Here is a 23,358-nt window from a genome sequence, read left to right as displayed (position 1 = left end):
GCCTCCGATGGCGGATGCGGTCCTGATCGCCGCGCAGGCTGGGCGCGCCCTGGCCGAGGCGGCGCGGCGCGCGGGGCTGCACCCCTACGTCGCCGACCTGTTCGGCGATTCCGACACCCGCATGCTGGCCGAGGCCTACCGGCCGCTGCCGGGCCGGTTCGGCACCGCCCCCGCCCCCGACGCCACCCTGGCGGCGCTCGACGACCTCGCCGCGCGAGCCGGGAACCCGGTCGGCCTGATCCTGGGCAGCGGCTTCGAGGACGCGCCCGACCTGATCGCGCGCCTCGCCGCGCGGCACCGGCTGATCGGCGCCTCGGCCGGGACTGTATCCGCCCTGAAGGATCCCCTGGCCTTCGCGGCCCTGTGCGCGCGGCTCGGCGTGCCGCATCCGGCCGTGGCGACCGAGCCGCCGCCGAATCCCGCTTCCTGGCTGCTCAAGCGCGCAGGGGGCACCGGCGGCAGCCACATCCGGCCGGCCACCCGGTCGCCCGTGCCGGCGGGCCACTACGTCCAGGCGCGCGTGCCGGGGCGGCCGCACGCCCTGAACGTCCTCGCCGACGGGCGCACGATCCGCATCCTCGCGGTCACCGAGCAGTGGTGCGCGCCGTCGCCGCTCCGCCCGTTCCGCTACGCGGGGGCACTCGCCCGTGGCGTCGGAGAGGCCCCGGCGCTTCCCGCCCACATCGTGCAGGCCATCGCCGCCGGGACCGAGCGGATCGTGGCCGCGACAGGCCTGCGCGGCCTTGCCAGCGCCGACCTCCTGGTCGACGGGACCGACTGGTGGCTCACCGAGATCAATCCGAGGCCCGGCGCAACCCTCGACATCCTCGACCGGCGCGGGACGCCGCTGCTCGCGGCCCACATCGTCGCCTGCCTCGGCACGATGCCGGATCCCGGACCGCATCCGGCGGGTGCGGCGGCCGCGCAGATCTGTTACGCGGACCGTGAGCTTGCGCCTGTGCCGGCCCTCGACTGGCCGGACTGCGTGCGCGACCGACCGTGCCCCGGCTCGGTGGTCCGCCGCGACGCGCCGCTCTGCACGGTGCTGGCCGAAGGCGTGGACCGGGCGGAGGTGCTCGCCCTGTTAGAAACGCGGACGGCACACCTGCGGGCCGTCTGCGCGGCGAAGAAAACACACCCCGAGGAAGCCCCGTCATGAGTGCCAGCCAATCCTACCCCAGCATCAACGCGCTCTCAGGCCCCCTGGTCGAGCGGCTCGTGGCCGACGCCGCGACGCTGCGGCTCTCCGTGTCGCAGGCCGCCGGCGGCGCCCGCATGGTCGATGCCGGCGCGCAGGCGCGGGGCTCGATCGAGGCCGGGCGGCGGATCGCCGAGATCTGCCTCGGCGGCCTCGGAACCGTCACCATCGTGCCGAGCGGTCCGATCGCGTCCTGGCCGTACTCGGTGACGGTCCACTCGGCCGACCCGGTGCTCGCCTGCCTGGGCAGCCAGTACGCCGGCTGGAGCCTCGCGGACGAGACCGGTGATTCCGGCTTCTTCGCCCTCGGCTCGGGCCCGGGCCGCGCGGTGGCGGCCGTCGAGGACCTGTACCAGGAGCTCGGCTTCCGCGACTCCGCCACCAAGACCGCCCTCGTGCTGGAAGCGGCGGGCGGCCCGCCCGAGAGCGTCGTCGCGAAGGTCGCCGAGGCCTCCGGCCTCAAGCCCGAGGATCTGACCTTCATCTTCGCGCCGACCCAGAGCCTCGCCGGCTCCACCCAGGTCGTGGCCCGCGTTCTCGAGGTCGCCCTCCACAAGGCTCACACGGTCGGCTTCGATCTGCACGCCATCGTGGACGGGATCGGCTCGGCGCCGCTGTCGCCGCCGCACCCAGACTTCATCAAGGCGATGGGCCGCACCAACGACGCGATCATCTACGGCGGCCGGGTCCAGCTCTTCGTGGATGCCGACGATTCCGACGCCAAGCAGCTCGCCGAGCAGCTGCCCTCGACGACGTCGAGCGATCACGGCGCGCCCTTCGCCGAGATCTTCGCGCGGGTGAACGGCGACTTCTACAAGATCGACGGCGCCCTGTTCTCGCCGGCCGAGGCGATCGTCACGTCGGTGCGCTCCGGCGCCACCTATCGCGGCGGCCGCCTGGAGCCGACGCTGGTCGACGCGTCCTTCGTCTGAGGGGCGACGCTTTCCCGGGGCGATGCGCCGGCACCTCCCCGTCATCCCGGGGCCGCGCAGCGGAACCCGGAATCCAGACACACCGAGGTGCCAGGGATCGGCACCGACGGCGGTTCTGGGTTCCGGGGTCGCCAGTGGCGCCCCGGAAGGACGGCGCGGCTGGTCGCCCGAGAAGCGGCTCGCTCGCGCAAGACAAGGCTTCCCATCCGTGGACCTCGAGCGGGCGGGAGACCGACCCCGCCTCGGGCTTGCTCCCGGCCCGTCGGGCCCTGCCGTGAAGGCGGCTCTCTCCCGTGACAATCAGGACCCCCATGCGCATCGGGCTCGCGGCCGATAACGGCACCTGGCACAGGAACCGCCTGCTTGCGGCCCTGCGCGCGAGCGGCGTCGAGCCGGTGCTGTTCTCGCTGGCCGACGTGGCCGTGGTGACCGGCGGCAACGAGCCCCTGCGCGTGCCGGGCTTCCCCGACGCCCTGCCGGACGGCGTCCTGATGCGGACCATCGCGGGCGGCACCTTCGAGGCGACGACGATGCGGCTCGGCGTGCTGCACGCCCTGGTCACGGCGGGGGTCACCGTCTGGAACGCGCCGACCGCGATCGAGCGCTCGGTCGACAAGGCGGCGACCTCGCTGCTCATCGACCGGGCCGGGCTGCCTACGCCGGCCACCTGGGTGTTCTCGAAGCGCGAGGCGGCCGCCGACTTGGTCGCCGCCGAGGCGCGTCCGGGCGCGCCGCTGGTCCTGAAGCCGTTGTTCGGCTCGCAAGGGGAGGGGCTCGCCCTGATCGAGCGCCCGGAGGACCTGCCCGATGAGGAGGCCGTGGCGCGGGTCTACTACCTCCAGCGCTACGTGCCGCGCCGGGACGGTCTGTGGCGCGACTACCGGGTGTTCGTCTGCGACGGCCGGGCGATCGCCGGCATGATCCGCGAGGGCGATGGCTGGATCACCAACGTCCACCGGGGCGGCCGGCCGCTGCCCTGGGCGATGCCGCGCGCCGCCGCCGAGCTGGCCGAAGCGGCTGCCGCCGCGGTCGGGGTCGATTATTCCGGCGTTGACCTCGTCGAGGACGGGGAGGGCGGGTTTTCGGTCCTCGAGGTCAACTCCATGCCGGCCTGGTCGGGGCTCCAGACCGTATGCGAGGCCGACATCGCCGCCGCGGTGGTGCGCGGCTTCCTCACCGCGACCCGCGGCGCTAGCCGCCCCCGGCTCGTGGTGGCATGACCGGGCTCGACGCAGCGCTGATCGGCACGCTCTACCGGGCCGCCTGCCTCGCCGAACTCGACGCCCTCAAGCCCGGCAACGTCCACGCCTACGCGGCCGGCCACCGCATGGAGGTGGCGGATTTCGTCACGAGCGCCGACGTCTCAGCGGGCGCCCTTGCCGAACAGGGCGCGCAGGTCGGCGCCCGGATCCGCGGCGGCGTCGCCGCCACGATGGCGGCGGTGGGCCAGAACACCAATCTCGGCATTCTCCTCCTCTGCGCGCCGCTGGCCGCCGCCGCCGAGCGGGGCCAGACCGTCGCGTCTGTGCTCGGCAACCTCGACCGCACGGATTCGGAGGCGGTCTTCGCGGCGATCCGCCTCGCCAATCCCGGCGGGCTCGGCCGCGCCGGCCGGCACGACGTCTCCGCCGCGGCGCCCGGCTCGCTCATGGACGCGATGGCGGAGGCCGCCGACCGGGACCGCATCGCCCGGGCCTACGTGACCGGCTTCGCGGACGTGCCGGCGATCGGCCTCGCGGCCCTGAACACGGCCCGCGCCGAGGGCCTCGATCCCGCTTGGTGTACGACCGCCATCCACTTGGCCTACCTGCGCGCGGTGCCCGACAGCCATATCGCCCGCAAGCACGGCCCGGCTTCGGCCGACGGCGTCCGCCGGGAGGTCGAGGCTGCCCTCGCCGGGCTCGATCTCGCCCAGCGGCCGGTCGACGCGCTGCTCGCCCTTGATGCCTCGCTGAAGGCGCGCGGCCTCAACCCAGGCACGAGCGCCGATTTCACGGTGGCGACGCTGTTCTGGGACGCGCTCGCGGCCGCCGGTGCAGCTCTGGCCTGAACCGCGCGCACGATCCGGTGTTTCCCGTACGGACGACTTAGAAATTCCTTCATGTCAGGGCCTTGCGCGGGTTGTGAGCCGCAGGGCCCCGCTGTAGGGTCCGCCGCGCTGTCCGGCCCAACCGGCTCGGCCCATCCGGCTCGGCCGGCATGGTCGGGCGCCGATAACAAGGATGGCTTCCCGGCCGCGGCACCGCCCGGCGCGCGGCTTTTTTCGGAATCCAGGGAGAGACACCGAATGGCGAAGATCACCAAGGTTCAGGTCGGCGAAGCGCTCGTCGGCGAAGGCAACGAAGTCGCCCACATCGACCTCATCATCGGACCGCGCGGTTCGCCGGCCGAGACGGCCTTCTGCAACGGCCTCGTGAACAACAAGCACGGCTTCACCAGCCTGCTCGCGGTCATCGCGCCGAACCTGCCGTGCAAGCCGAACACCCTGATGTTCAACAAGGTCACCATCAACGACGCCCGTCAGGCCGTCCAGATGTTCGGCCCGGCCCAGCACGGCGTTGCCAAGGCCGTGCAGGACGCGGTGGCCGAGGGCATCATCCCGGCGGACGAGGCCGACGACCTGTACATCCTGGTCGGCGTGTTCATCCACTGGGAGGCGGCCGACGACGCCAAGATCCAGAAGTACAACTACGAGGCGACCAAGCTGTCGATCCAGCGCGCCGTCAACGGCGAGCCGAAGGCTTCGACGGTCACCGAGCAGCGCAACTCCGCGCAGCACCCCTTCGCCGCCAACGCTTAGATCGGGGACGGTCCTGGGCAGAGCGCGCCTCCGCCCGCACCGCGGGGCCTGATCCAGCGACTGGCTTCGATCTTTCTTGGCCGATAGGTAGGTCCTTGAACGGGACGGCGCGAGCCGTCCCGTTTTTTTGTGCGTCGCGTGCCGGCCATCGCGCGGCGCAGGACGTCATTGCAGGCCCACGGCATTCCTGGCCTTCTGAATTCCGGGTCGCTCCGCTGCGCGCCGCGATGGTTCATCCGGTCACCGATCCACGTCGACACGTGTCTTCGACCCGCCCCGTCATCCCGGGGCCGCGCAGCGGAACCCGGGATCCAGACACGCCGACGCGGCAAGGTCGGGCACCGCCAGCGGGTCTGGATTCCGGGCTCGCCTTCGGCGCCCCGGAATGGCGGCGCGGGGTTCCGCAGCGCCGCGAGAATCCAGGCGTCGGCTCGTCAACGCACGGGATCCGACCCTCGCGGCGCTGCGCCATCCTCAGTGCCAGGCGATCTGGACATTGAGGTCCCGGGTCTTCGCGGCGACCGCCGTGCCAGCCGTCAGGCCGGTCGTACGCACCGTGATCGGCGGTTCGACGCCGTTCGCCTCCAGGACGTTCAGGGCGATCGTGGGCTTGATCGCGAAGTCGACGTTCTGCGGGACGTCGCTGGACGCGAACGCCACCTGCTCGGGTCACGCCAATCACGTTCCCGTACTGATGCCGCGGACCGCCGCGGCAGACGTCATGCAGGCCGGCCACAACGTCGTCTTGACCAGAGCCCGGCCGCGGCAGCGGCAGGGGGAGCAGAGTCCAACAGAAAAGGGGCCGCCCTTCGGCGACCCCCTTCCTTCGTCTCGACGGGTGGCTTGGACTTAGAAGTCCATGCCGCCCATGCCGCCGCCGCCCGGCATCGCGGGAGCGCCGCTGTCCTTCTTCGGGGCGTCAGCGACCATCGCCTCGGTGGTCACCAGCAGGCCGGCCACGGAAGCCGCATCCTGCAAGGCGGTGCGCACCACCTTGGCCGGATCGACGATGCCGGCCTGGATCATGTCGACATACTCTTCGGTCTGGGCGTTGAAGCCGAAGGTCTCCGACGAGGTGTTGTCGGTGATCTTGCCGACCACGATCGAGCCCTCGACACCCGCGTTCTGGGCGATCTGGCGCAGCGGGGCCTCAAGAGCCTTGAGGACGATCTTGATGCCGGCCTGGACGTCCGGGATCTCGGACTTCAGCTCGGCGACCGCCTTCTTGGCGCGCAGCAGCGCGGTGCCGCCGCCCGGAACGATGCCTTCCTCGACCGCCGCGCGGGTGGCGTTGAGGGCGTCGTCGACGCGGTCCTTCTTCTCCTTGACCTCGACCTCGGTCGCGCCGCCGACGCGGATCACCGCGACGCCGCCTGCGAGCTTGGCCAGGCGCTCCTGCAGCTTCTCACGGTCGTAGTCCGAGGTGGTCTCCTCGATCTGCGCCTTGATCTGCGAGATGCGGCCCTCGATGTCGGACTTCTCGCCGACGCCGTCGATGATCGTGGTGTTCTCCTTCTCGATGCGCACGCGCTTGGCGCGGCCGAGCATGGGGAGCGTCACGTTCTCAAGCTTGATCCCGAGATCCTCGGCGATCATCTGGCCCTTGGTCAGGATCGCGATGTCCTCGAGCATCGCCTTGCGGCGATCACCGAAGCCCGGCGCCTTGACGGCCGCGACCTTCAGGCCGCCGCGGAGCTTGTTGACCACCAGCGTGGCCAGAGCCTCGCCCTCGATGTCCTCGGCGATGATCAGGAGCGGCTTGCCGGTCTGGACCACGGCCTCAAGCACCGGCAGCATGGCCTGGAGCGAGGAGAGCTTCTTCTCGTGGATGAGGATGTAGGGGTCCTCGAGCTCGGCGACCATCTTCTCCGCGTTCGTGATGAAGTACGGGGAGAGGTAGCCGCGGTCGAACTGCATGCCCTCGACGACGTCGAGCTCGGTCTCGGCGGTCTTCGCCTCCTCGACCGTAATCACGCCCTCGTTGCCCACCTTCTGCATGGCGTGGGCGATCATCTCGCCGATCTCCTTGTCGCCGTTGGCGGAGATCGTGCCGACCTGGGCGACCTCATCGGAGGTCGAGACCTTCTTGGCGCGCGCGATGATGTCCTTCACGGCGGCCTGGGTGGCGAGGTCGATGCCGCGCTTCAGGTCCATCGGGTTGATGCCGGCGGCGACGTACTTGGCGCCCTCGCGGACGATGGCCTGGGCCAGCACGGTCGCAGTGGTGGTGCCGTCACCCGCGATGTCGTTGGTCTTCGAGGCCACTTCGCGCACCATCTGGGCGCCCATGTTCTCGAACTTGTCGGCGAGCTCGATCTCCTTGGCGACCGTCACACCGTCCTTGGTGATGCGCGGGGCGCCGAAGCTCTTCTCGATTACGACGTTGCGGCCCTTCGGGCCCAGCGTCACCTTCACCGCGTCGGCGAGGATGTCGACGCCGCGCAGCATCTTATCGCGGGCGTCGGCGGAGAAACGAACGTCTTTCGCTGCCATGGTTTGCCTCTTGTCTCGTTGGGTTCTGCCCCAAGGCCTCAGGCGGCCTCAAAGGGCGGGGACGGATGGTCCGATCAGGCGGCGACGACGCCCATGATGTCGGATTCCTTCATGATCAGGAGGTCCTGACCGTCGATCTTGACCTCGGTGCCGGACCACTTGCCGAACAGGACGCGGTCGCCGGCCTTCACGTCGAGCGCGTTGACGCGGCCGGACTCGTCGCGGGCGCCAGGACCGACGGCGACAACCTCGCCCTCCTGCGGCTTCTCCTTGGCGGTGTCCGGGATGATGATGCCGCCCTTGGTCTTCTCTTCGCCTTCGATGCGACGGACGACCACGCGGTCGTGCAGCGGACGGAACTTCATGAGCTGCCCTCTTGCTTCAGGTCTGGAGTTGGCGTTGATGCGGCCGGCGGGACCGCTTGCGAACTCGACTGTTAGCACTCTGTCTCGGCGAGTGCCAAAGACGGCCGCGAGATAGGCCCGGCTTGGTTCCGAGTCAAGGCTGTCGCACCCCCGCGCGACGGTGCGATGACGCGCCGGCGGCTCTCTGTCTCCCACGTGGATAACGCGCTCTCATGCTGAGCCTGCACGGACCTGAAGGCCCGGTGGCGCTGCAACCCGGCAGCCCGATCGCGCACAACACCGTGTGGCTCGACCTGAACGACCCGACGCCGGAGGAGGCCAAGGCCGTCGAGACCGCGACCGGCTTGCGCGTCCCGTCCCGGGCGGCGCTCTCGGAGGTCGAGACGTCGAGCCGCCTGCGGCGGGTGAAGGGCGGGCTCTCGCTGTCGACGCCGATGATCACGTTCGAGCAGAGCGCGTCGCAGTTGAAGCCGCTGGGCTTCCTGCTGACCAAGGACCATCTCGTCACGATCCGTTTCCACGACCTGCGCGCCTTCGATTCCTCCGCGAAGCGCATCGCGGACGGCGACGGCAGCACGGCCCCGAGCGAAATCTTCCTCGTCGTCCTGGAGGAGCTGGTCGACAGCCTCGCGGACGCCCTCGAGGACATGGCGGCGGAACTCGATTCCCTCTCGACCCGGATCTTCGACTTCGACGTCCGCGGCGCAGACCGCCGCCGGCTGGAGAGCCCGCCGCCCCGCCGCCGCGACCTCGCCCTGCGCCGGATCCTGCGCGGCATCAGCAACCGCGGGAAGGTGCTGGGCAAGATTCGCGCGAGCCTGCTCGGGCTGGAGCGGATCGTCCCGTTCGTGTCGGCCGCCTGCGATGGGCTCGGCCTGCCCGAGGATGGGCGCTTCGATACGATCCGAAGGGACATCGAGTCCCTGGACGAGTTCGAGACCCGGCTCGCCGAGAACGTGCAATTCCTCCTCGACGCGGCTTTGGGCCTGATCAACATCGAGCAGAACAACGTCTTCCGGGTGCTGACGGTCGTCTCGGTGGTCGGTGTCCCGCCGACGCTGATCGCCTCGATGTACGGCATGAACTTCAAGCACATGCCGGAGCTGGAATGGGCCTACGGCTATCCCTACGCGCTCGGCCTGATCCTGCTCAGCGCGATCGCGCCGGTGATTTACTTCCGTCTCCGCGGCTGGTTCTGATATTGGCAAGTTCATTATAGTCAATATCAGATATTTCTATAGCAAATTTCGATTTTTAATGCGATGAAGGCGTGAAAACCATTTCGGCGGACCGTATCTTCCGAAGCATTCAGCGATGGCGATATCGCATTTGGACATCGATTAGCGCGTTGTTAACCGGACGGAAGCTATAGAGCCGTCCGGAGGAACCAATTGTGACCATGTTCAAGCGAGCAACGTACAGCGAGGCGCAGGCCAAGATCGAGGCGCTCGACCGGCCCTTGGCCATCATCGAGTTCGCGCTGGACGGCCGCGTGCTGCATGCGAACGAAAACTTCCTTAAGGTGATGAAGTACGCGCTCAATGATGTCGTCGGCAAGCATCACCGCATCTTCGTTGAAGACGCCTATGCCGCAAACGCCGAATATGCGGCGTTCTGGGACAGGCTGAAGGCCGGCCACTACGTGACCGGGGAATTTCCCCGGATCGATAAGGACGGTACCACGATCTGGCTCGAGGCGACCTACAACCCGATCCTCGACGCGAAGGGCCAGCCGGTGAAGGTGGTCAAGTTCGCCTCCGACATCTCGGCGAAGAAGAAGGAGATTACCCGCCTCCTGACGATGATCGACAATGTGCCGGTTGCGGTCATGACCGCCGACATGACCGACGATTTCAAGATCGATTACCTGAACGCCACGTCGCGCAAGACCCTGTCGACGATCGAGCAGCACCTGCCGATCAAGGTCGACGCGATGCTCGGCAGTTCGTTCGACGTCTTCCACAAGAACCCGCACCACCAGCGCACCATGCTGGCCGATGCCAGCCGGCTGCCGCACACCACCAAGATCAAGGTCGGGCCGGAGACGCTCAACCTGCAGGTCACGGCGGTGAACGACGAGAAGGGCCGCTACCTCGGGCCGATGCTGACCTGGGCCGTCGTCACCGCGCAGGTGAACATGGAGACCGAGGTCAAGCGGGTCGTCGAGGCGGTCGGATCCGCGATCCAGGAGATGCAGAGTTCCGCCGAGGGGCTGATGCAATCGGCCGAATCCGCGCGGCACAAGGCGTCGTCGGTGGCCGCCAATTCCGAGCAGATGAACGGCGCGATTCAGGAGATCTCCGGGCAGGTCGGCCGGGTCTCGGAGCGCGCACAACAGATCGCTGTCCAGGCTGAGACCACCGACGCGACGATGCGGCAGCTCGCCGACAACGCCCGCAAGGTCGACGCCGTCGTCGGCATGATCAAGTCGATCGCCGACCAGACCAATCTGCTGGCGCTCAACGCCACGATCGAGGCGGCCCGCGCCGGCGCGGCGGGCCGGGGCTTCGCGGTGGTGGCCTCGGAGGTGAAGGCGCTGGCCGAACAGACCGCCAAGGCCACCGGCGAGATCACCCAGCAGGTCTCGGCGATCCAGAGCGCCACGGGTGATGCGGTCGGCGCCATCGAAATGATAACCGCGGCCGTGGGCGAGCTCTCGAAGCTCACGCTGTCGATGGCGAGCGCCGTGGAGGAGCAAGCGGTCTCGACCCACGAGATGGCCGGTAATATCGGCGGCGTCTCCGAGGCCGCCAACGCCACCGGTCAACTCGCGCAATCGGTCCAGGGCATCGCCGAGAGCCTCGCCGGCCATTCGGCGAGCCTGTCGGAGAGCGTGATCCGGTTCATGAGAACGGCGTGAGCAAACCCGAACGCGTCCCACGCGGGGCGCGCCGTCCTTGCGGGCGCGGCGAGGCCGTCCCGGGCGACGCCACGTCGCGCCATGCCGCGCGGCCCTGGATCACGTTACTTCGCTCGTGATGACGATGACGGCGCGCGCTCAGTCCCGAGCGAGCTGCGCCCGACCGATCGCGAAGACCCGCCCGTCGCCGAGGAGGTGGGCGGTAAAACCCTTCGGGAACAGCCCTTCGATCGCCTTGGCGCGGACGTTCAGGCCGCCGGCATAGGCCCCGAAGGCCGGCATCACGAGGCGCGACCCGTCAGTGACGAAGCAGCGGCGGCGCACCGCCCGCCCGCGCATCGCGACCTTGCCGCAGGGATGCAGATGGCCGGCGATCTCACCGGTCACAGGTTCCGGGCTCGGCTCGTGGCGCAGGACGAGGCCGCTGATCGTCAGCGCGTCGGCGTAGCGGCCGCCGACGCCCTCGCTGACCGCCGCATCGTGGTTTCCGGCGATCCAGACCCAGTCGCGGCCCTCCTGCAGCGCCGCCACCATGGCGCGGTCGCCCGGCTCCATCCGCTCGGGCCCGCGGGCATCGTGGAAGGAATCGCCGAGCGCCACCACGCGGACGGGATCGTGGCGCACCACGGCCTCGTGCAGGCAGGCCAGGGTCTCGCGGGTGTCGTAGGGCGGCAGGAACTGACCCGAGCGGGCCGCGTAGGACGAGCCCTTCTCCAGGTGGAGGTCGGACACGATCAGCGTCCGGTGCTCCGGCAGCCAAAGGCCGCCGCAGAGATCGAGCACCAGGGTCTCGCCTGCCAACTGCAGGGTGGGGTGCTTGTGAGTCTTCTCGAGTCTCAGGCCGGCCGCCAAGATCGCATCCTCGGAATCGTCGGGGGAGGGCGGATCGACGGTCAGGACAGAGCCTCTTGGAGAAGCTCCGCCTCGGCCTCGGCCAGGATCTCGTCGGCACCCTCGCCGTAGACCCGCTCGCGCCCGATCTCGAGCATCACGGATACGGAGAGCGGCGAGACCCGGTCGAGAGACCTGTGGATGATTCGCCCCTGGATGCGCTCTAGCATCATGCCGAGGCGCCTCACGTCGAGGAGTCCGGTTGCCGCATCCTGCCGCGCCGCCCGCAGCAGGAGGTGGTCGGGCTGGTGCTTGCGCAGCACGTCGTAGATCAGGTCGGTCGAGATCGTGACTTGCCGGCCGGATTTCTTCTGACCCGGATGGTGGCGCTCGATCAGCCCGGCGATGACGGCGCATTGCCGGAAGGTGCGCTTCATCATGGCCGATTCATCGAGCCACGCCTCGAGGTCGTCGCCGAGCATGTCGACCGCGAACAGGTCGCCGATGAAGTCCGGGTCGAGGGCGGCACGTTCGGAGACGTCGCGGGTCGTCCAGATCGCGATGCCGTAATCGTTGGCCGCGAAGCCCAGCGGCCGCAGCCCGTCGCGCTCCAGCCGGCGGGTGAGCAGCATGCCGAGCGTCTGGTGCGCGAGACGTCCCTCGAACGGGAAGGCCGTCAGGTAATAGCGCTTGCCCCGCGGAAAGGTCTCGACCAGCAGGTCGCGCTCGCCCGGCAGGACCGAGCGGCGGCGCTGCTGCAGCAGGTACTCGCCGATCTGCTTCGGCAGGCGATCCCACGCGAACGGGTCGGCGATCAGCGCCCGGACCCGCTCGGCCAGGAAGGTCGAGAGCGGGAACTTCGCGCCCGCGTAGGACGGGATCGCCGGGTCGGTCCCAGCCGGTGCGCGGGTCACGAGGCACTCGTCCTCGGCGAGTCCCTCGAAGCGCAGGGTCTCCCCGGCGAACAGGAACGTGTCGCCGACCGTCAGCGTCTTGGCGAACTCGTCCTCGATCTCGCCGAGCACCCGGCCGGTCTTCGGCAGGACGGTACCGGGCTTGCCGCGCAGGGTCCGGCCGAGCCGCACCCGCACCCGCGCCGCCTCGACGATGGTGCCGACATTCATCCGGTAGGCCTGGGCAGTGCGGGCGTCGCGCACGCGCCAGAGCCCGTCCGGCCCGCGCAGGATCTTGGCGAAGCGCTCGTAGGCGCGCAGCGCGTAGCCACCGGTGGCGACGTAATCGACCACCTGCTCGAAGGATTCCCAGGTCAGCCCGGCATAGGGCGCCGCCGAGACGATCTCGTCGTAGAGGTCGACCGGGTCGAAGGCGTCGGCGCAGGCCATGCCGAGCACGTGCTGGGCGAGCACGTCGAGGGCGCCCTGCCTGGCGTCGGGGGTGTCCTGCGCGGCCTCCTCCACGGCGTCGAGCGCCGCCTGGCACTCCAGCATCTCGAAGCGGTTGCCGGGGACGAGATAGGCCTTCGAGGGCTCGTCCATCCGGTGATTGGCCCGGCCGATCCGCTGCATGATCCGGCTCGCGCCCTTCGGCGCGCCGACATTGACCACGAGGTCGACGTCGCCCCAGTCGATGCCGAGATCGAGGGTCGCGGTACAGACGATCGCCCGCAGCTGGCCCGCCGCCATGGCGGCCTCGACCCGGCGGCGCTGCTGCGCGTCCAGCGAGCCGTGGTGGATCGCGATCGGCAGCGCGTCCTCGTTGAGCCGCCACAGCTCCTGGAAGGTGTACTCGGCCTGGAGACGCGTGTTCACGAAGACCAGCGTCGTCCGGTGCTCCTTGATCAGCGCGTAGATCGCCGGCATCGAGTGCCAGGCGGTGTGGCCGGAGATCGGCAGCGCGCGACCGAGGTCGAGCATGCGCAGATCCGCCTTCGCGCCGCCGACGACGGTGACGAGATCGGCCATGGGCGGCGCGACGGGCGCCCTCTCCCGTGCGGGAGAGGAACCCGTGCCCGATTTCTCCACCGCGCTGGCCCTCTCTTCGTGGGATATCGAAGGCGCGCCTGAAGACGGCGGAGGGGGAAGCGGCCCCTGCGGCACCAAATACTTCCGCAGCTCGTCCGGCTCGCGGACCGTCGCAGACAGCCCGATCGCCGCGAGCCCCGGGCTCAGCCGGTGCAGCCGCGCCAGTGCCAGCGACAGCAGATCACCGCGCTTGGACGTCACCAGCGCGTGCAGCTCGTCGAGCACCACGCAGCGCAATCCCGAAAAGAACGCCTCCGCCTCGCGATGGGCGATCAGCAGCGCCAGTTGCTCCGGCGTGGTCAGCAGGATGTCCGGCGGGCGGCTGATCTGGCGGGTGCGCTTGTGGGCCGGCGTGTCGCCGGTGCGTGTCTCGACCCGCACGGGCAGCGCCATCTCGGCGATGGGCGCGTCGAGGTTGCGGGCGATGTCGACCGCCAGCGCCTTCAGCGGCGAGACGTAGAGGGTGTGGAGCCCGGTCGGCTTCAGCTTCTGCGGCCCGCGCTCCGCGAGGGCGACGAGGCTCGGCAGAAAGCCCGCGAGCGTCTTGCCGGCGCCCGTCGGCGCCACCAGCAGGGCCGAGCGGCCCGCCCCGGCGATCCGCAGGAGGTCGAGCTGGTGCGGCCGGGGCGCCCAGCCGCGCGCCGCGAACCAGGCCCGGAACGTCTCCGGCAGGGTTTCAGAGGGAACGCTCAGGCGAGCGCCATCAGGAAGCGGTCGATCAGCTCCAGGGCCCGCTCGCTCATCGGGCTCGGATAGCGGGCGAAGACGTGGCAGCCGCCGGGATAGATCGCCGTGTGGCCGCCATTGCCCGCCGCGGCCCAGCGCGCCGACATGTACAGCGTGTCGTCGAGGAGCGGATCGGCGGTGCCGATGGTGAACAAAGCGGGCGGCAGGCCCTTCAGGTCAGCGTAGATCGGCGACACGTCCGGCCGGCGCCGGTCGATCCCCTCGCGGACGTAGCCGTCGGCAAATTTGGTGAGGTCGCGGGTGTTCACGACCAGGCGCTCCTCGCCCCAGTTCCGCACCGAAGGGGTCAGGCCCAGGTCGAAGAAGCCCGCGTTGAGGTTGGCGCCGCGGAAGGCCCGCGGGAGGTTGTGCTTGTCGCGCAGGCGCAGCAGCACCATCACGGCGAGGTGGGCGCCGACAGATTCACCGCCGATCGTCAGGGCGTGGATACCGAACTCGGCCTTGCCGGGACCGGCGAGCCAGAGGGCCGCGGCCTCGCAGTCGAGCAGGGCCGCCGGGTAGGGGTGCTCGGGCGCGAGGCGGTAATCCACTGAGAGGGCGACGAAGCCGCAGGTGTCGGCGATCCGCTCCAGCCACGGATCCTGCTCGTCGGCCGAGCCCCAGACCCAGCCGCCGCGATGGATGTGCAGATAGGCGCCGCGCAGCTTCGTGCCCGGCTTCGGGTGGACCACGCGGAGCCGGAGCGGGCCGCCCGGACCCTCGATGGTCAGCCATTCGGCGCGGGCGCTGTGCGGCATCGCCGGCGCCGCCTTGGTGCCGGCGCGGCGGCGCTCGCGCACCTCGGCGATCGGCAGCGACCAGGGATCCGGCAGGGCGGCATGCGCCGCGACGATCTCGGCATTGATCCGGATCGTCTCGGGATCGATCGTCGCCGGGTCGAACAGGGCGTGGTCGATCATCGTGCGTTTGGTCCCGTCGGTGCTCGGAGCCTCTCACGAAGCTCCCGAGCCTGGGGAGCGCTCTCCTGAGCCAACGCGGCGCAGCGAAAGTTTCGCGAGGTGCCTCATCCATCGCCTGTCCCGACATCTTGGCGGGACAGGCGCCGCTTGCCATCTGGGGTTCGCGGGAGAAACCCGCCAACGCTCGATCCGCGCTCGGGTTTCGCCGCGGTGTGGTGTGCCGGTCACGGTTCTGCCGGCTTCGTCGCCGATCCGGACGGCTCAAGGCTCACGAGGACGCAATGCTCGTCGATCACAACCGACGCCCGCAGGGCTTCGAGCAGGGAGCCCCGGGTCCGGACGGCGCCTACGGGGCAGGGCCCTATCGAACGCGCGAATCGGGGCTGCGCCGCTTCCTCGGCGGCTCGCCCGTCGGGGTGTTCGTGCGCCTCCTGTTCCTGTCGGTGCTGGTCGGCGCCTTCATGTCGATGCTCGGCCTGACGCCTGGGCGCCTGTTCTGGCACCTATACGATTCCGCCCGGGCGCTGATCGATATCGGGCTCGCCTCGCTGCACGATTTCGGCGGCTGGATCGTCGCCGGGGCGATCGTGGTCGTGCCGCTGTGGCTGATCGCACGGCTGTTCGCGGTCTCGCGCTGAGGCCGTGCCCGCGATCGAGCGAGCCGACGATGATCCGGAGCCGTTCAGACCGGCCCTCAGCCGGTCGTTCCGGGGCCGCGCAGCGGAGCCCGGAATCCAGAGCCGCCGTCTTGGCCAGCCCCGGCATGCCGGTGTGTCTGGATTGCCCGCCGCCCGGCGTGCCCCTCCAGGTCCGAGCTCGCCTGCCGAGCCCGACACGTCGGCGCATGGCTGAGGGTGTTCGATCGCGTCGCGGTTGCTAAGCTTGCGGCATGACACACGCCCTGGTCAGTCCCGGCCGGCCGACGCACCGCCGCGTGCTGGCCCTGGCGCTCCCGATGACGCTGGCCAACGTCACGACGCCGATGCTCGGCTTCGTCGGCGCGGCGGTGATCGGCCGGCTCGGCGACGCGGCGCTCCTCGGGGCCGTGGCCCTCGGCGCCGTCATCTTCGACGCGATCTTCTGGTCCTTCGGCACCCTGCGCATGGCGACCGCGGGCCTGACCGCGCAGGCGGTGGGGGCCCGCGACAGCGCGGAGGTCGACCGCATCCTCGCCCGGACGCTGGCGGCGGGCGGTCTGATCGGGCTCGTCCTGGTGGCGCTGCAATGGCCGCTGGCGGCGGTCGCCTTCGCGATCAGCGGCGCGAGCGAGACCGTCGTCGTCGGCTTGGCGGTCTATTTACACACCCGCATCCTGTCCGCCCCCTTCGTGCTGGCGAATTACGGCGTGCTCGGATCGGTGCTGGGCCGCGGGCGCACGGATCTCGGCCTGCTGCTGCAGGTGGCGATCAACCTGGCCAATATCGGGCTGACCCTGGTTCTCGTCCTGGGCCTCGGCCTCGGGCTGATGGGGGCGGCGTTGGCGACCGTCTGCGCCGAGGCGACCGGGCTCGGCCTCGGGCTGATCGTGCTGGCGCGCCTCGGGTCGCGGCCATTCCGGGTGCCGCTGCGCGACCTGCGCGATGCCGCAGCGCTCCGCCGGACCCTCAGCGTCAACATCGACGTGATCCTGCGGACGCTGGCGCTGATCACCGGCATCGTGCTGTTCTCGGCCCTCGGGGCCCGACAGGGCGACGTGGTGCTCGCCGCCAACTCGGTCCTGTGGAATCTCTTCCTGATTGGCGGCTTCTTCCTCGACGGCTTCGCCACGGCGGCCGAGACCCTCTGCGGTCAGGCGGTCGGCGCCCGGGATGCGGCGGCCTTCCGCGGCGCGGCGTCCCTGTGCCTGCGCTGGTGCCTCGGCTTCGGGCTCGCGGTCAGCCTGCTGTCGCTCGCGGGCGGCCACGGCTTCATCGATTTCGTCACCACCAGCGGGCCGGTACGCGAGACCGCGCGGTCCTACCTGCCGTTCGCCGCGCTGGCACCCCTCGCCGCCGCAGCGCCGTTCGCCTTCGACGGGATCTATATCGGCGCGACCTGGACGCGGGCGATGCGCAACCTGATGCTGTGCGCGCTCGCCGCCTACGGCGCGATTCTGACGGTCGTCCAGGTTCTGGGCCTCGGCAATACCGGGCTCTGGCTCGCCTTCATGGCGTTCCTCGGCGCCCGGGGCCTGGGCCAGGCGATCGCCTTCCCGGCCCTGGCCCGCAGGACCTTCGCGGAGAGAGCGGCGTCTCCCCTCGAACGGGCAGCCTGAGGCGCGCGGGTCCTAGTGCGGATCCTTCCAGCCCGTGCGCGTCGGCGCGGGCGGTGCGGTGCGCGCGACGGCGCCCGTCGCGCGCGGCAGGTCGGCCTCCGCGCGGCGCGGGTAGGACCGCCGCGCGCCCGCGTAGCCGTACCGGCGGCCGCGGCGGACATGACGGCGCCCCCGCTCCGTCGAATTGCCCACGAAGCCGCCGACCACCGCGCCCGCGACCGCGCCGATCGGCCCGCCGACAAGGGCGCCCGCGACCGCGCCCGAACCGACGCCCATCGTGGTCCGGCTCTGCGCCCAAGCCATGCCCGGGGTGGCGAGAGCGCCGACCAGTGCAAGGGCAACCAAGGTCTTGTTCATGCCTGTAAGTCCGATGTCTCAGAACTGACTTCGGTCGGCCTTTAAACGTCGGAACGTGACCAAACCGCGGCTTCGATCCGCGATGACCGGCACCGGTATCAAACCGGGTGCGGACTCACCGGTCCCGACCAATGGGGTGTGGAATGGCCGCGCGCGTGCTTTAGGGTGCACCGCAACGATGGCCGCCGGGCGGCCGCATGAGGGAGGAGCCCATGGCAACGACGACCGACCTGCGCCTGCGCCGGAGCGTGCTGTACATGCCCGGCTCCAACCAGCGGGCCCTCGACAAGGCGAAGTCGCTTCCGGTCGACAGCATCATCCTCGACCTCGAGGACGCGGTCGGGCCGGAGGAGAAGGAGATCGCCCGCGAGCAGGTCTGTGCCGCCGTCAAGAGCGGGGCCTATGGCAGCCGCGAGCTGGTCATCCGCGTCAACGCCCCCCAGACGCCCTGGGGCGAGGCGGATCTGCACGCGGCGATCGAGGCCAAGCCGGACGCGATCCTGATGCCGAAGGTGTCGTCCCCGGCCGTGCTGGAGAGCATCGCCGACCGGCTTGAGTCCCTCGACGCGCCGGAGGGCATCGCGATCTGGGCGATGATCGAGACCCCGGCCTCGATCCTGAACATCCAGGAGATCGCCCGCGCCAAACGCGATCCCCGCAACCGCCTGACCTGCCTCGTCCTCGGCACCAACGACCTCGCCAAGGACACCTGGGCGAAGATCGTCCCCGGCCGCGTGCCGATGCTACCCTGGATGATGATGGCGCTAGCGGCGGCTCGGGCCGAGGGGTTGGCCATCCTCGACGGCGTCTACAACGACATCGCCGACACGGAGGGGTGCCGCGAGGAATGCCGGCAGGCGCGCGATCTCGGCTTCGACGGCAAGACCCTGATCCACCCGACGCAGCTGGAGCCGGCCAACACCTCCTTCGCGCCGACCGAGGAGGAAGTGCGCCGGGCCAAGCTCGTCATCGAGGCGTTCGAGCGGCCGGAATACGCCAAGCGCGGCGCGATCAAGCTGGAGGGCCGGCTCTACGAGCGGCAACATCTCGGCGTGAACCGCCGGGCGGTGACCTGGGCCGAAGCGATCAAGGCGAAGGGGTTCTGAGCGCAGCGCCGCCCGGTATCCGCGCACCCGTCCTGGCGAGCGGAGCGAAGCCCTCCAGGGTGGCGCCACATCCTAGTCTGTCGCGCTGCCCTGGGTCACGTCGCTACGCTTGTGATGACGGCGGAGCCGACGGCACCGAAGGTCCAGAATCGGTGGTCGTGAAGCGCGTCCGCTGCGTGCGCCCGTCGCGCGCCGTCACGGTGACCAGCCCGGCCTCCTCAAGCCCGGCCACCGCCCGCAGCACGAATGCGTGCTCCACCCCGAAGGTGCGGGCGAAGGCGCGGCTGTCGCCGGGCAGGCCGAGGTCGAGCGCGGCCAGGAGACCCGCCTCCAGGGACGTCAGCCCGGGATGCGCGGCCGACATCCGGTCCAGGGCGGCGACGAACGCCGCCTCATCGGGCGTGTCGCTCACGCCGCCGCGCGCGCCTGCAGGGTGACCAGCACCGACTTGGAGGTCGGCGTGTCGCTCTTCTCCCCGAAGGTCGAGAGCGGCACCAGCACGTTCAGCTCCGGGTAATAGCCCGCCAGCGATCCCCGCGGCATATCGAACGGCACGAGCCGGAAATCCTCGGCTCGCCGGGTGATGCCGTCATCGTGCGTGCCGACGATGTCGACGCGCTCGCCCAGCCGGGCGCGGATCTCCGCGAGATCGTCCGGATGGGCGAAGACGACACGGCGCTCGCCATAGACGCCCCGGTAACGGTCATCCAGGCCGTAGATCGTGGTATTGTACTGGTCGTGGCTGCGGAAGGTCTGCAGCACGTAGGTGTCGCGCGTCTTCTGGGCGGCTTGGTGCTCAGTCTCCGCCGGCAGGGTGTCCGCCGAGAAGTTGGCCCGGCCCGTGGCGGTCTCGAACACCCGCTCGGCGGCGAGGTTGCGCAGCATGAAGCCGCGCGGCTTGCGCACCCGGGCATTATAGCCGGTGAAGCCCGGGATTGTGGCGGCGATTGCCTCGCGGATCCGGTCGTAATCGGCGGCGAACCCCGCCCAGTCGATGGACGACGACCCGACCGTCGCCCGGGCCATGCCGGCGATGATGGCGATCTCCGAGCGCAGCTCCTTCGAGGCCGGCTTGTTGATGCCGCCCGACCCGTGGACCATGCTCATCGAATCCTCGACGGTCACGATCTGGATCTTGCCCTCGTCGTTGCGGTCGATCTCGGTCCGGCCGAGGCAGGGCAGGAGGTAGCCGACCGTGCCCGGCACCAGATGGGCGTGGTTGAGCTTCGTGGCGATGTGCACGGTGAGCCGGCAGGAGGCGAGCGCCTGAGCGACCACCGGGGTGTCGGGGGTCGCCCGCAGGAAGTTGCCGCCGAGCCCGATGAAGGCCTTCGACGTGCCGTCCCGCATGGCGCGGATCGCCGCCAGGACGTTGTGGCCGTGCCGGCGCGGCATGGCGAGGCCGAAATGCTGCTCCAGGGACTCCAGGAAGGCGGCGGCCGGGCGCTCGTTGATGCCGACGGTCCGGTCGCCCTGGACGTTGGAATGGCCGCGCACCGGGCACAGGCCCGCGCCGGGCCGGCCGATATGGCCCCGCAGGAACAGGAGGTTGGCGATCTCCCGGATCGTCGCCACCGAGTGACGATGCTGGGTCACGCCCATGGCCCAGGTCGCGATGACCCTTTGCGCCCCGAGATAGACGTCCGCCATCGCGGCGATCTCGTCCATGGTCAGGCCGGATTGGTCGAGGATCGCGTCCCAGGAGGTCGCGTCGACCGCGGCCCGGTAGGCCTCGAATCCCGCGGTGTGGTGCTCCACGAACGCGCGATCCAGGAGCGAGGGCCGGCCGGCCGCCAGGGCCTCGGCCTCGCGGGCGAACACCACCTTGGCGATGCCCCGGAAGGCCGCCATGTCGCCGCCCGAGCGGGGCTGGAGATAGTGGCTGGCGATCGGGCGGCTGGCGCCGCGCAGCATCTCGACGGTGTTCTGCGGGTCGGCGAAGCGCTCCAGGCCGCGCTCGCGCACCGGGTTGAGCACCACGACCTTGGCGCCGCGCTCGGCCGCCCGGCGCAGGTCGCCGAGCATGCGCGGATGGTTGGTGCCGGGATTCTGGCCGACGCAGAAGATCGCGTCCGCCTTCTCGAAATCCTCCAGCAGCACCGTGCCCTTGCCGATGCCGATCGCCTCGATCAGCGCGACGCCGCTCGCCTCGTGGCACATGTTCGAGCAGTCGGGGAAGTTGTTGGTCCCGTAGGCGCGGGCGAAGAGCTGGTAGAGGAAGGCGGCCTCGTTCGAGGCGCGGCCCGAGGTGTAGAACTCGGCCTGATCCGGGTGATCGAGCCCGCGCAGGGTTGCGCCGATCTCCGCGAAGGCCTCGTCCCAGCTCACCGGCAGGTAGCGGTCGCTGGCCGCGTCGTAGCGCATCGGGTGGGTCAGGCGGCCCTGACCCTCGAGCGCGTAATCGCTCCAGCCTCGCAGCTCGGTCAGCGTGTGCTTGGCGAAGAAGGACGGCTTCGTGCGCTTGTCGGTGGCCTCCCAGGAGACCGCCTTCACGCCGTTCTCGCAGAATTCGAAGGACGAGCCGTGCTCCGGGTCGCCCCAGGCGCAGCCGGGGCAGTCGAACCCGTCGGGCTGATTGGCCTTGAGCAGGGCGCGGGCCCCGGTGAGCGGCGCGCGGCTGCCGAGCAGGTGCTTGCCGCAGCTCTTCAGAGCGCCCCAGCCGCCGGCAGCGGATGAGCGCTTGGAAGACCCTTCAGACTGGGCCATGAACCGTCCTGGATTGGGTGACGCGAGGTGTCTCGCAGACGCGAGATAAGCGTCTCCGCGCGGCCCTCACAATGGCGTGCGCGCGCAGGCCCCTCATGCACGGGACACAGGCTAAGCTCCCGCTCCGCAAAGCGTTTCTAAACTGTGCGGCGAAGTTGGGTCATCCTGGTCGTGAGGTGTTCAGGTCCCGGGACCCGCTCCGTCATCGCGAGTGCAGCGAAGCGACCCAGGGCAGCGCGACCTGGATCAATGTGGCGCTGCTGGATCGCTTCGCTCCGCTCGCAAAGACGGCCTTGCGCGGCCCCTTGGGTCCGGGATCCGGATCACGCGCCGCGCGCGAGATCCGCGGCGTCGCGCCCGACGACCTGCTGGAGCGCGGTGATGCCTTCCTCGTTCATGCGCCGCACCAGCCCCGCCTTGATGCGTCCGACGAGGCCCGGCCCCTCGTAGACCAGCGCCGAGTAGAGCTGCACGAGGCTGGCGCCGGCGAGGATCTTGGTCCAGGCGGCCTCCGCGGAATCGACGCCGCCGACCCCCACCAGGGGCAGGCTGTCTCCGATCCGCAGGCGGGTCTGCGCCAGCATCCGGGTCGCCGGCCCGAACAGCGGGCGGCCGGACAGCCCTCCGGTCTCCCGGGCGAGGGCCTGCTCGACCAGGCTCGCGGGTCGCGCGACCGTGGTGTTCGAGACGACGAGGGCCTGCACGCCGCGCCGGAGCGCTGTCGCGCAGACCGCGTCGAGGGCGTCCAGCGCCATGTCGGGCGCGATCTTCAGGAGGATCGCGGCCGAGGCGCCGGCCGCGTCGCGGGCCGCGACGGTCCGGGCGAGCAGCTCGTCCAGGAAGGCCTCGCCCTGGAGGTCGCGCAGGCCCGGCGTGTTGGGCGAGGAGACATTCACGGTGACGAAATCGACGAGCGGGGCCAGCGCCGCCGTGCAGGCCGCGTAGTCGGCGAGGCGGTCGACCGAATCCTTGTTGGCGCCGATGTTGACGCCGACGATGCCGGGCCGTCCTGTCCGGGCGCGCAACCGGGCCGCCACGACATCGAGCCCTTCGCTGTTGAGGCCGTAGCGGTTGATCACCGCACGGTCCGCCGCGAGGCGAAAGACCCGCGGCTGCGGGTTACCCGGCTGGGGCCGCGGTACGACCCCGCCGACCTCGATGAAGCCGAAGCCGAGACCGAGCAGCGCGTCGGGCACACGGGCGCCCTTGTCGAAGCCGGCCGCGAGGCCGACCGGATTGGGAAAGCGGCGGCCGAGCAGATCGACCGCGAGGCGGGGATCGTCTTCGCGCCTCCGGCCGGACGGCAACAGGGCGAGCGCCCGCAGCGTCAGATCATGGGCGCGCTCGGCATCGAGGCCGTGGAGCAGCGGCCGGACGAGGGGAAAGGCGACGTCGATCATGCCGGCAGAAGCCCGGCCGGAAAGACGTGGCGCCCATCCGCGCCGAGGGGGAGCGCATCGACCGATCGCACCGCCGTAAGCGGCAGCGCGCCGTAGAGATGCGGGAACAGATCGCCGCCGCGGGAAGGCTCGTAACGCAGGTCATCCCCGAGCGCCCCGGGCTCGACGGCGACGATGAACAGATCATCCTGTCCGGCGAAGTGGCGGGCGGCGGTCTCAGCGACCTGGGGCGGCCGTGGAAAAGTGGATGAAGCCGTCCTGCCGATCGACCGGTGCGCCGGTGAAACGACCTGCGGCCTCCGCCTCGCGCCACAGCGCGCGTGGACAGATCTTGTAGATGAGCGGCATCGAAGCTCCCCGAAAACCGACGCGTCGATAGAGGCGCCGCGCATCCTCGGCAACTCCGGGACTCCCGTCTGATTCGAGGA

At 70.3% G+C, this 23,358-nt stretch carries 20 protein-coding genes and 1 pseudogene; 10 read left to right on the top strand and 11 right to left on the bottom strand.

What is annotated here, in order from left to right; all coding sequences use genetic code 11:
* Positions 1–7: 7 nt before the first annotated feature.
* The 5 genes from ABIE45_RS25330 to fae all read left to right on the top strand — a co-directional run bounded on the left by ABIE45_RS25330 (position 8) and on the right by fae (position 4,930).
* Positions 8–1,159: an ATP-grasp domain-containing protein gene (locus tag ABIE45_RS25330; RefSeq protein WP_192710796.1), complete on the top strand. Its 1,152-nt coding sequence runs from the start codon at positions 8–10 to the stop codon at positions 1,157–1,159.
* Positions 1,156–2,130, top strand: coding sequence for a methenyltetrahydromethanopterin cyclohydrolase (gene mch / locus ABIE45_RS25325; RefSeq protein WP_192710795.1), 975 nt, complete (start codon positions 1,156–1,158; stop codon positions 2,128–2,130). Before ABIE45_RS25330 ends, mch begins: the two co-directional genes overlap by 4 nt.
* A 311-nt stretch (positions 2,131–2,441) precedes the next feature.
* Positions 2,442–3,350: a RimK family alpha-L-glutamate ligase gene (locus ABIE45_RS25320; protein WP_192710794.1), complete on the top strand. Its 909-nt coding sequence runs from the start codon at positions 2,442–2,444 to the stop codon at positions 3,348–3,350.
* Positions 3,347–4,180: a triphosphoribosyl-dephospho-CoA synthase gene (locus tag ABIE45_RS25315; RefSeq protein WP_192710793.1), complete on the top strand. Its 834-nt coding sequence runs from the start codon at positions 3,347–3,349 to the stop codon at positions 4,178–4,180. The genes ABIE45_RS25320 and ABIE45_RS25315 overlap by 4 nt, the downstream gene beginning before the upstream one ends.
* Before the next feature lie 237 nt (positions 4,181–4,417).
* On the top strand, positions 4,418–4,930 hold the full coding sequence (gene fae, locus ABIE45_RS25310; protein ID WP_043353182.1) for a 5,6,7,8-tetrahydromethanopterin hydro-lyase: 513 nt from the start codon (positions 4,418–4,420) through the stop codon (positions 4,928–4,930).
* A 474-nt stretch (positions 4,931–5,404) separates the two neighbouring features.
* Here fae and ABIE45_RS25305 read toward each other — a convergent pair whose 3' ends face one another.
* The 3 genes from ABIE45_RS25305 to groES all read right to left on the bottom strand — a co-directional run bounded on the left by ABIE45_RS25305 (position 5,405) and on the right by groES (position 7,788).
* Complete coding sequence (locus ABIE45_RS25305) at positions 5,405–5,590, bottom strand: hypothetical protein (RefSeq protein ID WP_192710792.1); 186 nt, start codon at positions 5,588–5,590, stop codon at positions 5,405–5,407.
* 189 nt (positions 5,591–5,779) lie between these two features.
* Positions 5,780–7,423: a chaperonin GroEL gene (gene groL / locus ABIE45_RS25300; RefSeq protein WP_373622637.1), complete on the bottom strand. Its 1,644-nt coding sequence runs from the start codon at positions 7,421–7,423 to the stop codon at positions 5,780–5,782.
* A 74-nt stretch (positions 7,424–7,497) separates the two neighbouring features.
* Positions 7,498–7,788 (bottom strand): co-chaperone GroES, encoded by a 291-nt coding sequence (gene groES / locus ABIE45_RS25295; RefSeq protein ID WP_091779337.1) that lies wholly within the window; start codon positions 7,786–7,788, stop codon positions 7,498–7,500.
* 212 nt (positions 7,789–8,000) lie between these two features.
* Between groES and ABIE45_RS25290 the strand changes: the two genes are divergently transcribed.
* Positions 8,001–8,987, top strand: coding sequence for a CorA family divalent cation transporter (locus ABIE45_RS25290; protein ID WP_192709055.1), 987 nt, complete (start codon positions 8,001–8,003; stop codon positions 8,985–8,987).
* 200 nt (positions 8,988–9,187) lie between these two features.
* Entirely contained in the window at positions 9,188–10,648 is a 1,461-nt protein-coding gene (locus tag ABIE45_RS25285) for a methyl-accepting chemotaxis protein (protein WP_192709054.1), read from the top strand.
* A 138-nt stretch (positions 10,649–10,786) separates the two neighbouring features.
* Here the strand turns inward: ABIE45_RS25285 and pdeM are convergent, their stop codons facing one another.
* The 3 genes from pdeM to ABIE45_RS25270 are packed head-to-tail and all read right to left on the bottom strand — an operon-like array spanning position 10,787 to position 15,107.
* Complete coding sequence (pdeM, locus tag ABIE45_RS25280) at positions 10,787–11,500, bottom strand: ligase-associated DNA damage response endonuclease PdeM (RefSeq protein ID WP_192709053.1); 714 nt, start codon at positions 11,498–11,500, stop codon at positions 10,787–10,789.
* A gap of 41 nt (positions 11,501–11,541) precedes the next feature.
* Positions 11,542–14,154 carry a ligase-associated DNA damage response DEXH box helicase gene (locus tag ABIE45_RS25275; protein ID WP_192709082.1) on the bottom strand — a complete coding sequence of 871 codons (2,613 nt, stop codon included), beginning with the start codon at positions 14,152–14,154 and terminating at the stop codon, positions 11,542–11,544.
* Positions 14,151–15,107, bottom strand: a complete 957-nt coding sequence (locus tag ABIE45_RS25270) for an alpha/beta hydrolase (RefSeq protein ID WP_192709052.1) — start codon at positions 15,105–15,107, stop codon at positions 14,151–14,153. Before ABIE45_RS25270 ends, ABIE45_RS25275 begins: the two co-directional genes overlap by 4 nt.
* Before the next feature lie 281 nt (positions 15,108–15,388).
* On the opposite strand from ABIE45_RS25270, the gene ABIE45_RS25265 reads away from it, so the two are divergent.
* Both ABIE45_RS25265 and ABIE45_RS25260 read left to right on the top strand, forming a co-directional pair.
* The gene (locus ABIE45_RS25265; RefSeq protein ID WP_192709051.1) at positions 15,389–15,745 is read left to right on the top strand and encodes a DUF6460 domain-containing protein; all 357 of its coding nucleotides are present in this window, start codon (positions 15,389–15,391) and stop codon (positions 15,743–15,745) included.
* 251 nt (positions 15,746–15,996) lie between these two features.
* Complete coding sequence (locus ABIE45_RS25260; protein WP_192709050.1) at positions 15,997–17,361, top strand: MATE family efflux transporter; 1,365 nt, start codon at positions 15,997–15,999, stop codon at positions 17,359–17,361.
* A 12-nt stretch (positions 17,362–17,373) separates the two neighbouring features.
* Here ABIE45_RS25260 and ABIE45_RS25255 read toward each other — a convergent pair whose 3' ends face one another.
* The gene (locus ABIE45_RS25255) at positions 17,374–17,718 is read right to left on the bottom strand and encodes a hypothetical protein (protein ID WP_192709049.1); all 345 of its coding nucleotides are present in this window, start codon (positions 17,716–17,718) and stop codon (positions 17,374–17,376) included.
* 212 nt (positions 17,719–17,930) lie between these two features.
* On the opposite strand from ABIE45_RS25255, the gene ABIE45_RS25250 reads away from it, so the two are divergent.
* On the top strand, positions 17,931–18,824 hold the full coding sequence (locus tag ABIE45_RS25250) for a CoA ester lyase (RefSeq protein ID WP_192709048.1): 894 nt from the start codon (positions 17,931–17,933) through the stop codon (positions 18,822–18,824).
* A 103-nt stretch (positions 18,825–18,927) separates the two neighbouring features.
* On the opposite strand, the gene ABIE45_RS25245 is transcribed toward ABIE45_RS25250, so the two are convergent.
* The 4 genes and pseudogenes from ABIE45_RS25245 to ABIE45_RS25230 all read right to left on the bottom strand — a co-directional run bounded on the left by ABIE45_RS25245 (position 18,928) and on the right by ABIE45_RS25230 (position 23,278).
* Complete coding sequence (locus ABIE45_RS25245; protein ID WP_192709047.1) at positions 18,928–19,236, bottom strand: MarR family transcriptional regulator; 309 nt, start codon at positions 19,234–19,236, stop codon at positions 18,928–18,930.
* On the bottom strand, positions 19,233–21,530 hold the full coding sequence (locus ABIE45_RS25240) for an FdhF/YdeP family oxidoreductase (RefSeq protein ID WP_192709046.1): 2,298 nt from the start codon (positions 21,528–21,530) through the stop codon (positions 19,233–19,235). The genes ABIE45_RS25245 and ABIE45_RS25240 overlap by 4 nt, the downstream gene beginning before the upstream one ends.
* 323 nt (positions 21,531–21,853) lie before the next feature.
* Entirely contained in the window at positions 21,854–22,930 is a 1,077-nt protein-coding gene (locus tag ABIE45_RS25235; RefSeq protein WP_192709045.1) for a quinone-dependent dihydroorotate dehydrogenase, read from the bottom strand.
* Positions 22,927–23,278, bottom strand: a pseudogene (locus ABIE45_RS25230) (DUF952 domain-containing protein). Before ABIE45_RS25230 ends, ABIE45_RS25235 begins: the two are co-directional and overlap by 4 nt.
* Between the last annotated feature and the right edge of the window lie 80 nt (positions 23,279–23,358).

The organism is Methylobacterium sp. OAE515 (assembly GCF_041806315.1).
Lineage (GTDB): Bacteria > Pseudomonadota > Alphaproteobacteria > Rhizobiales > Beijerinckiaceae > Methylobacterium > Methylobacterium tardum.
Note: the sequence above shows the minus strand (reverse complement) of the source record. Positions and strands in the feature narration are given on the sequence as shown.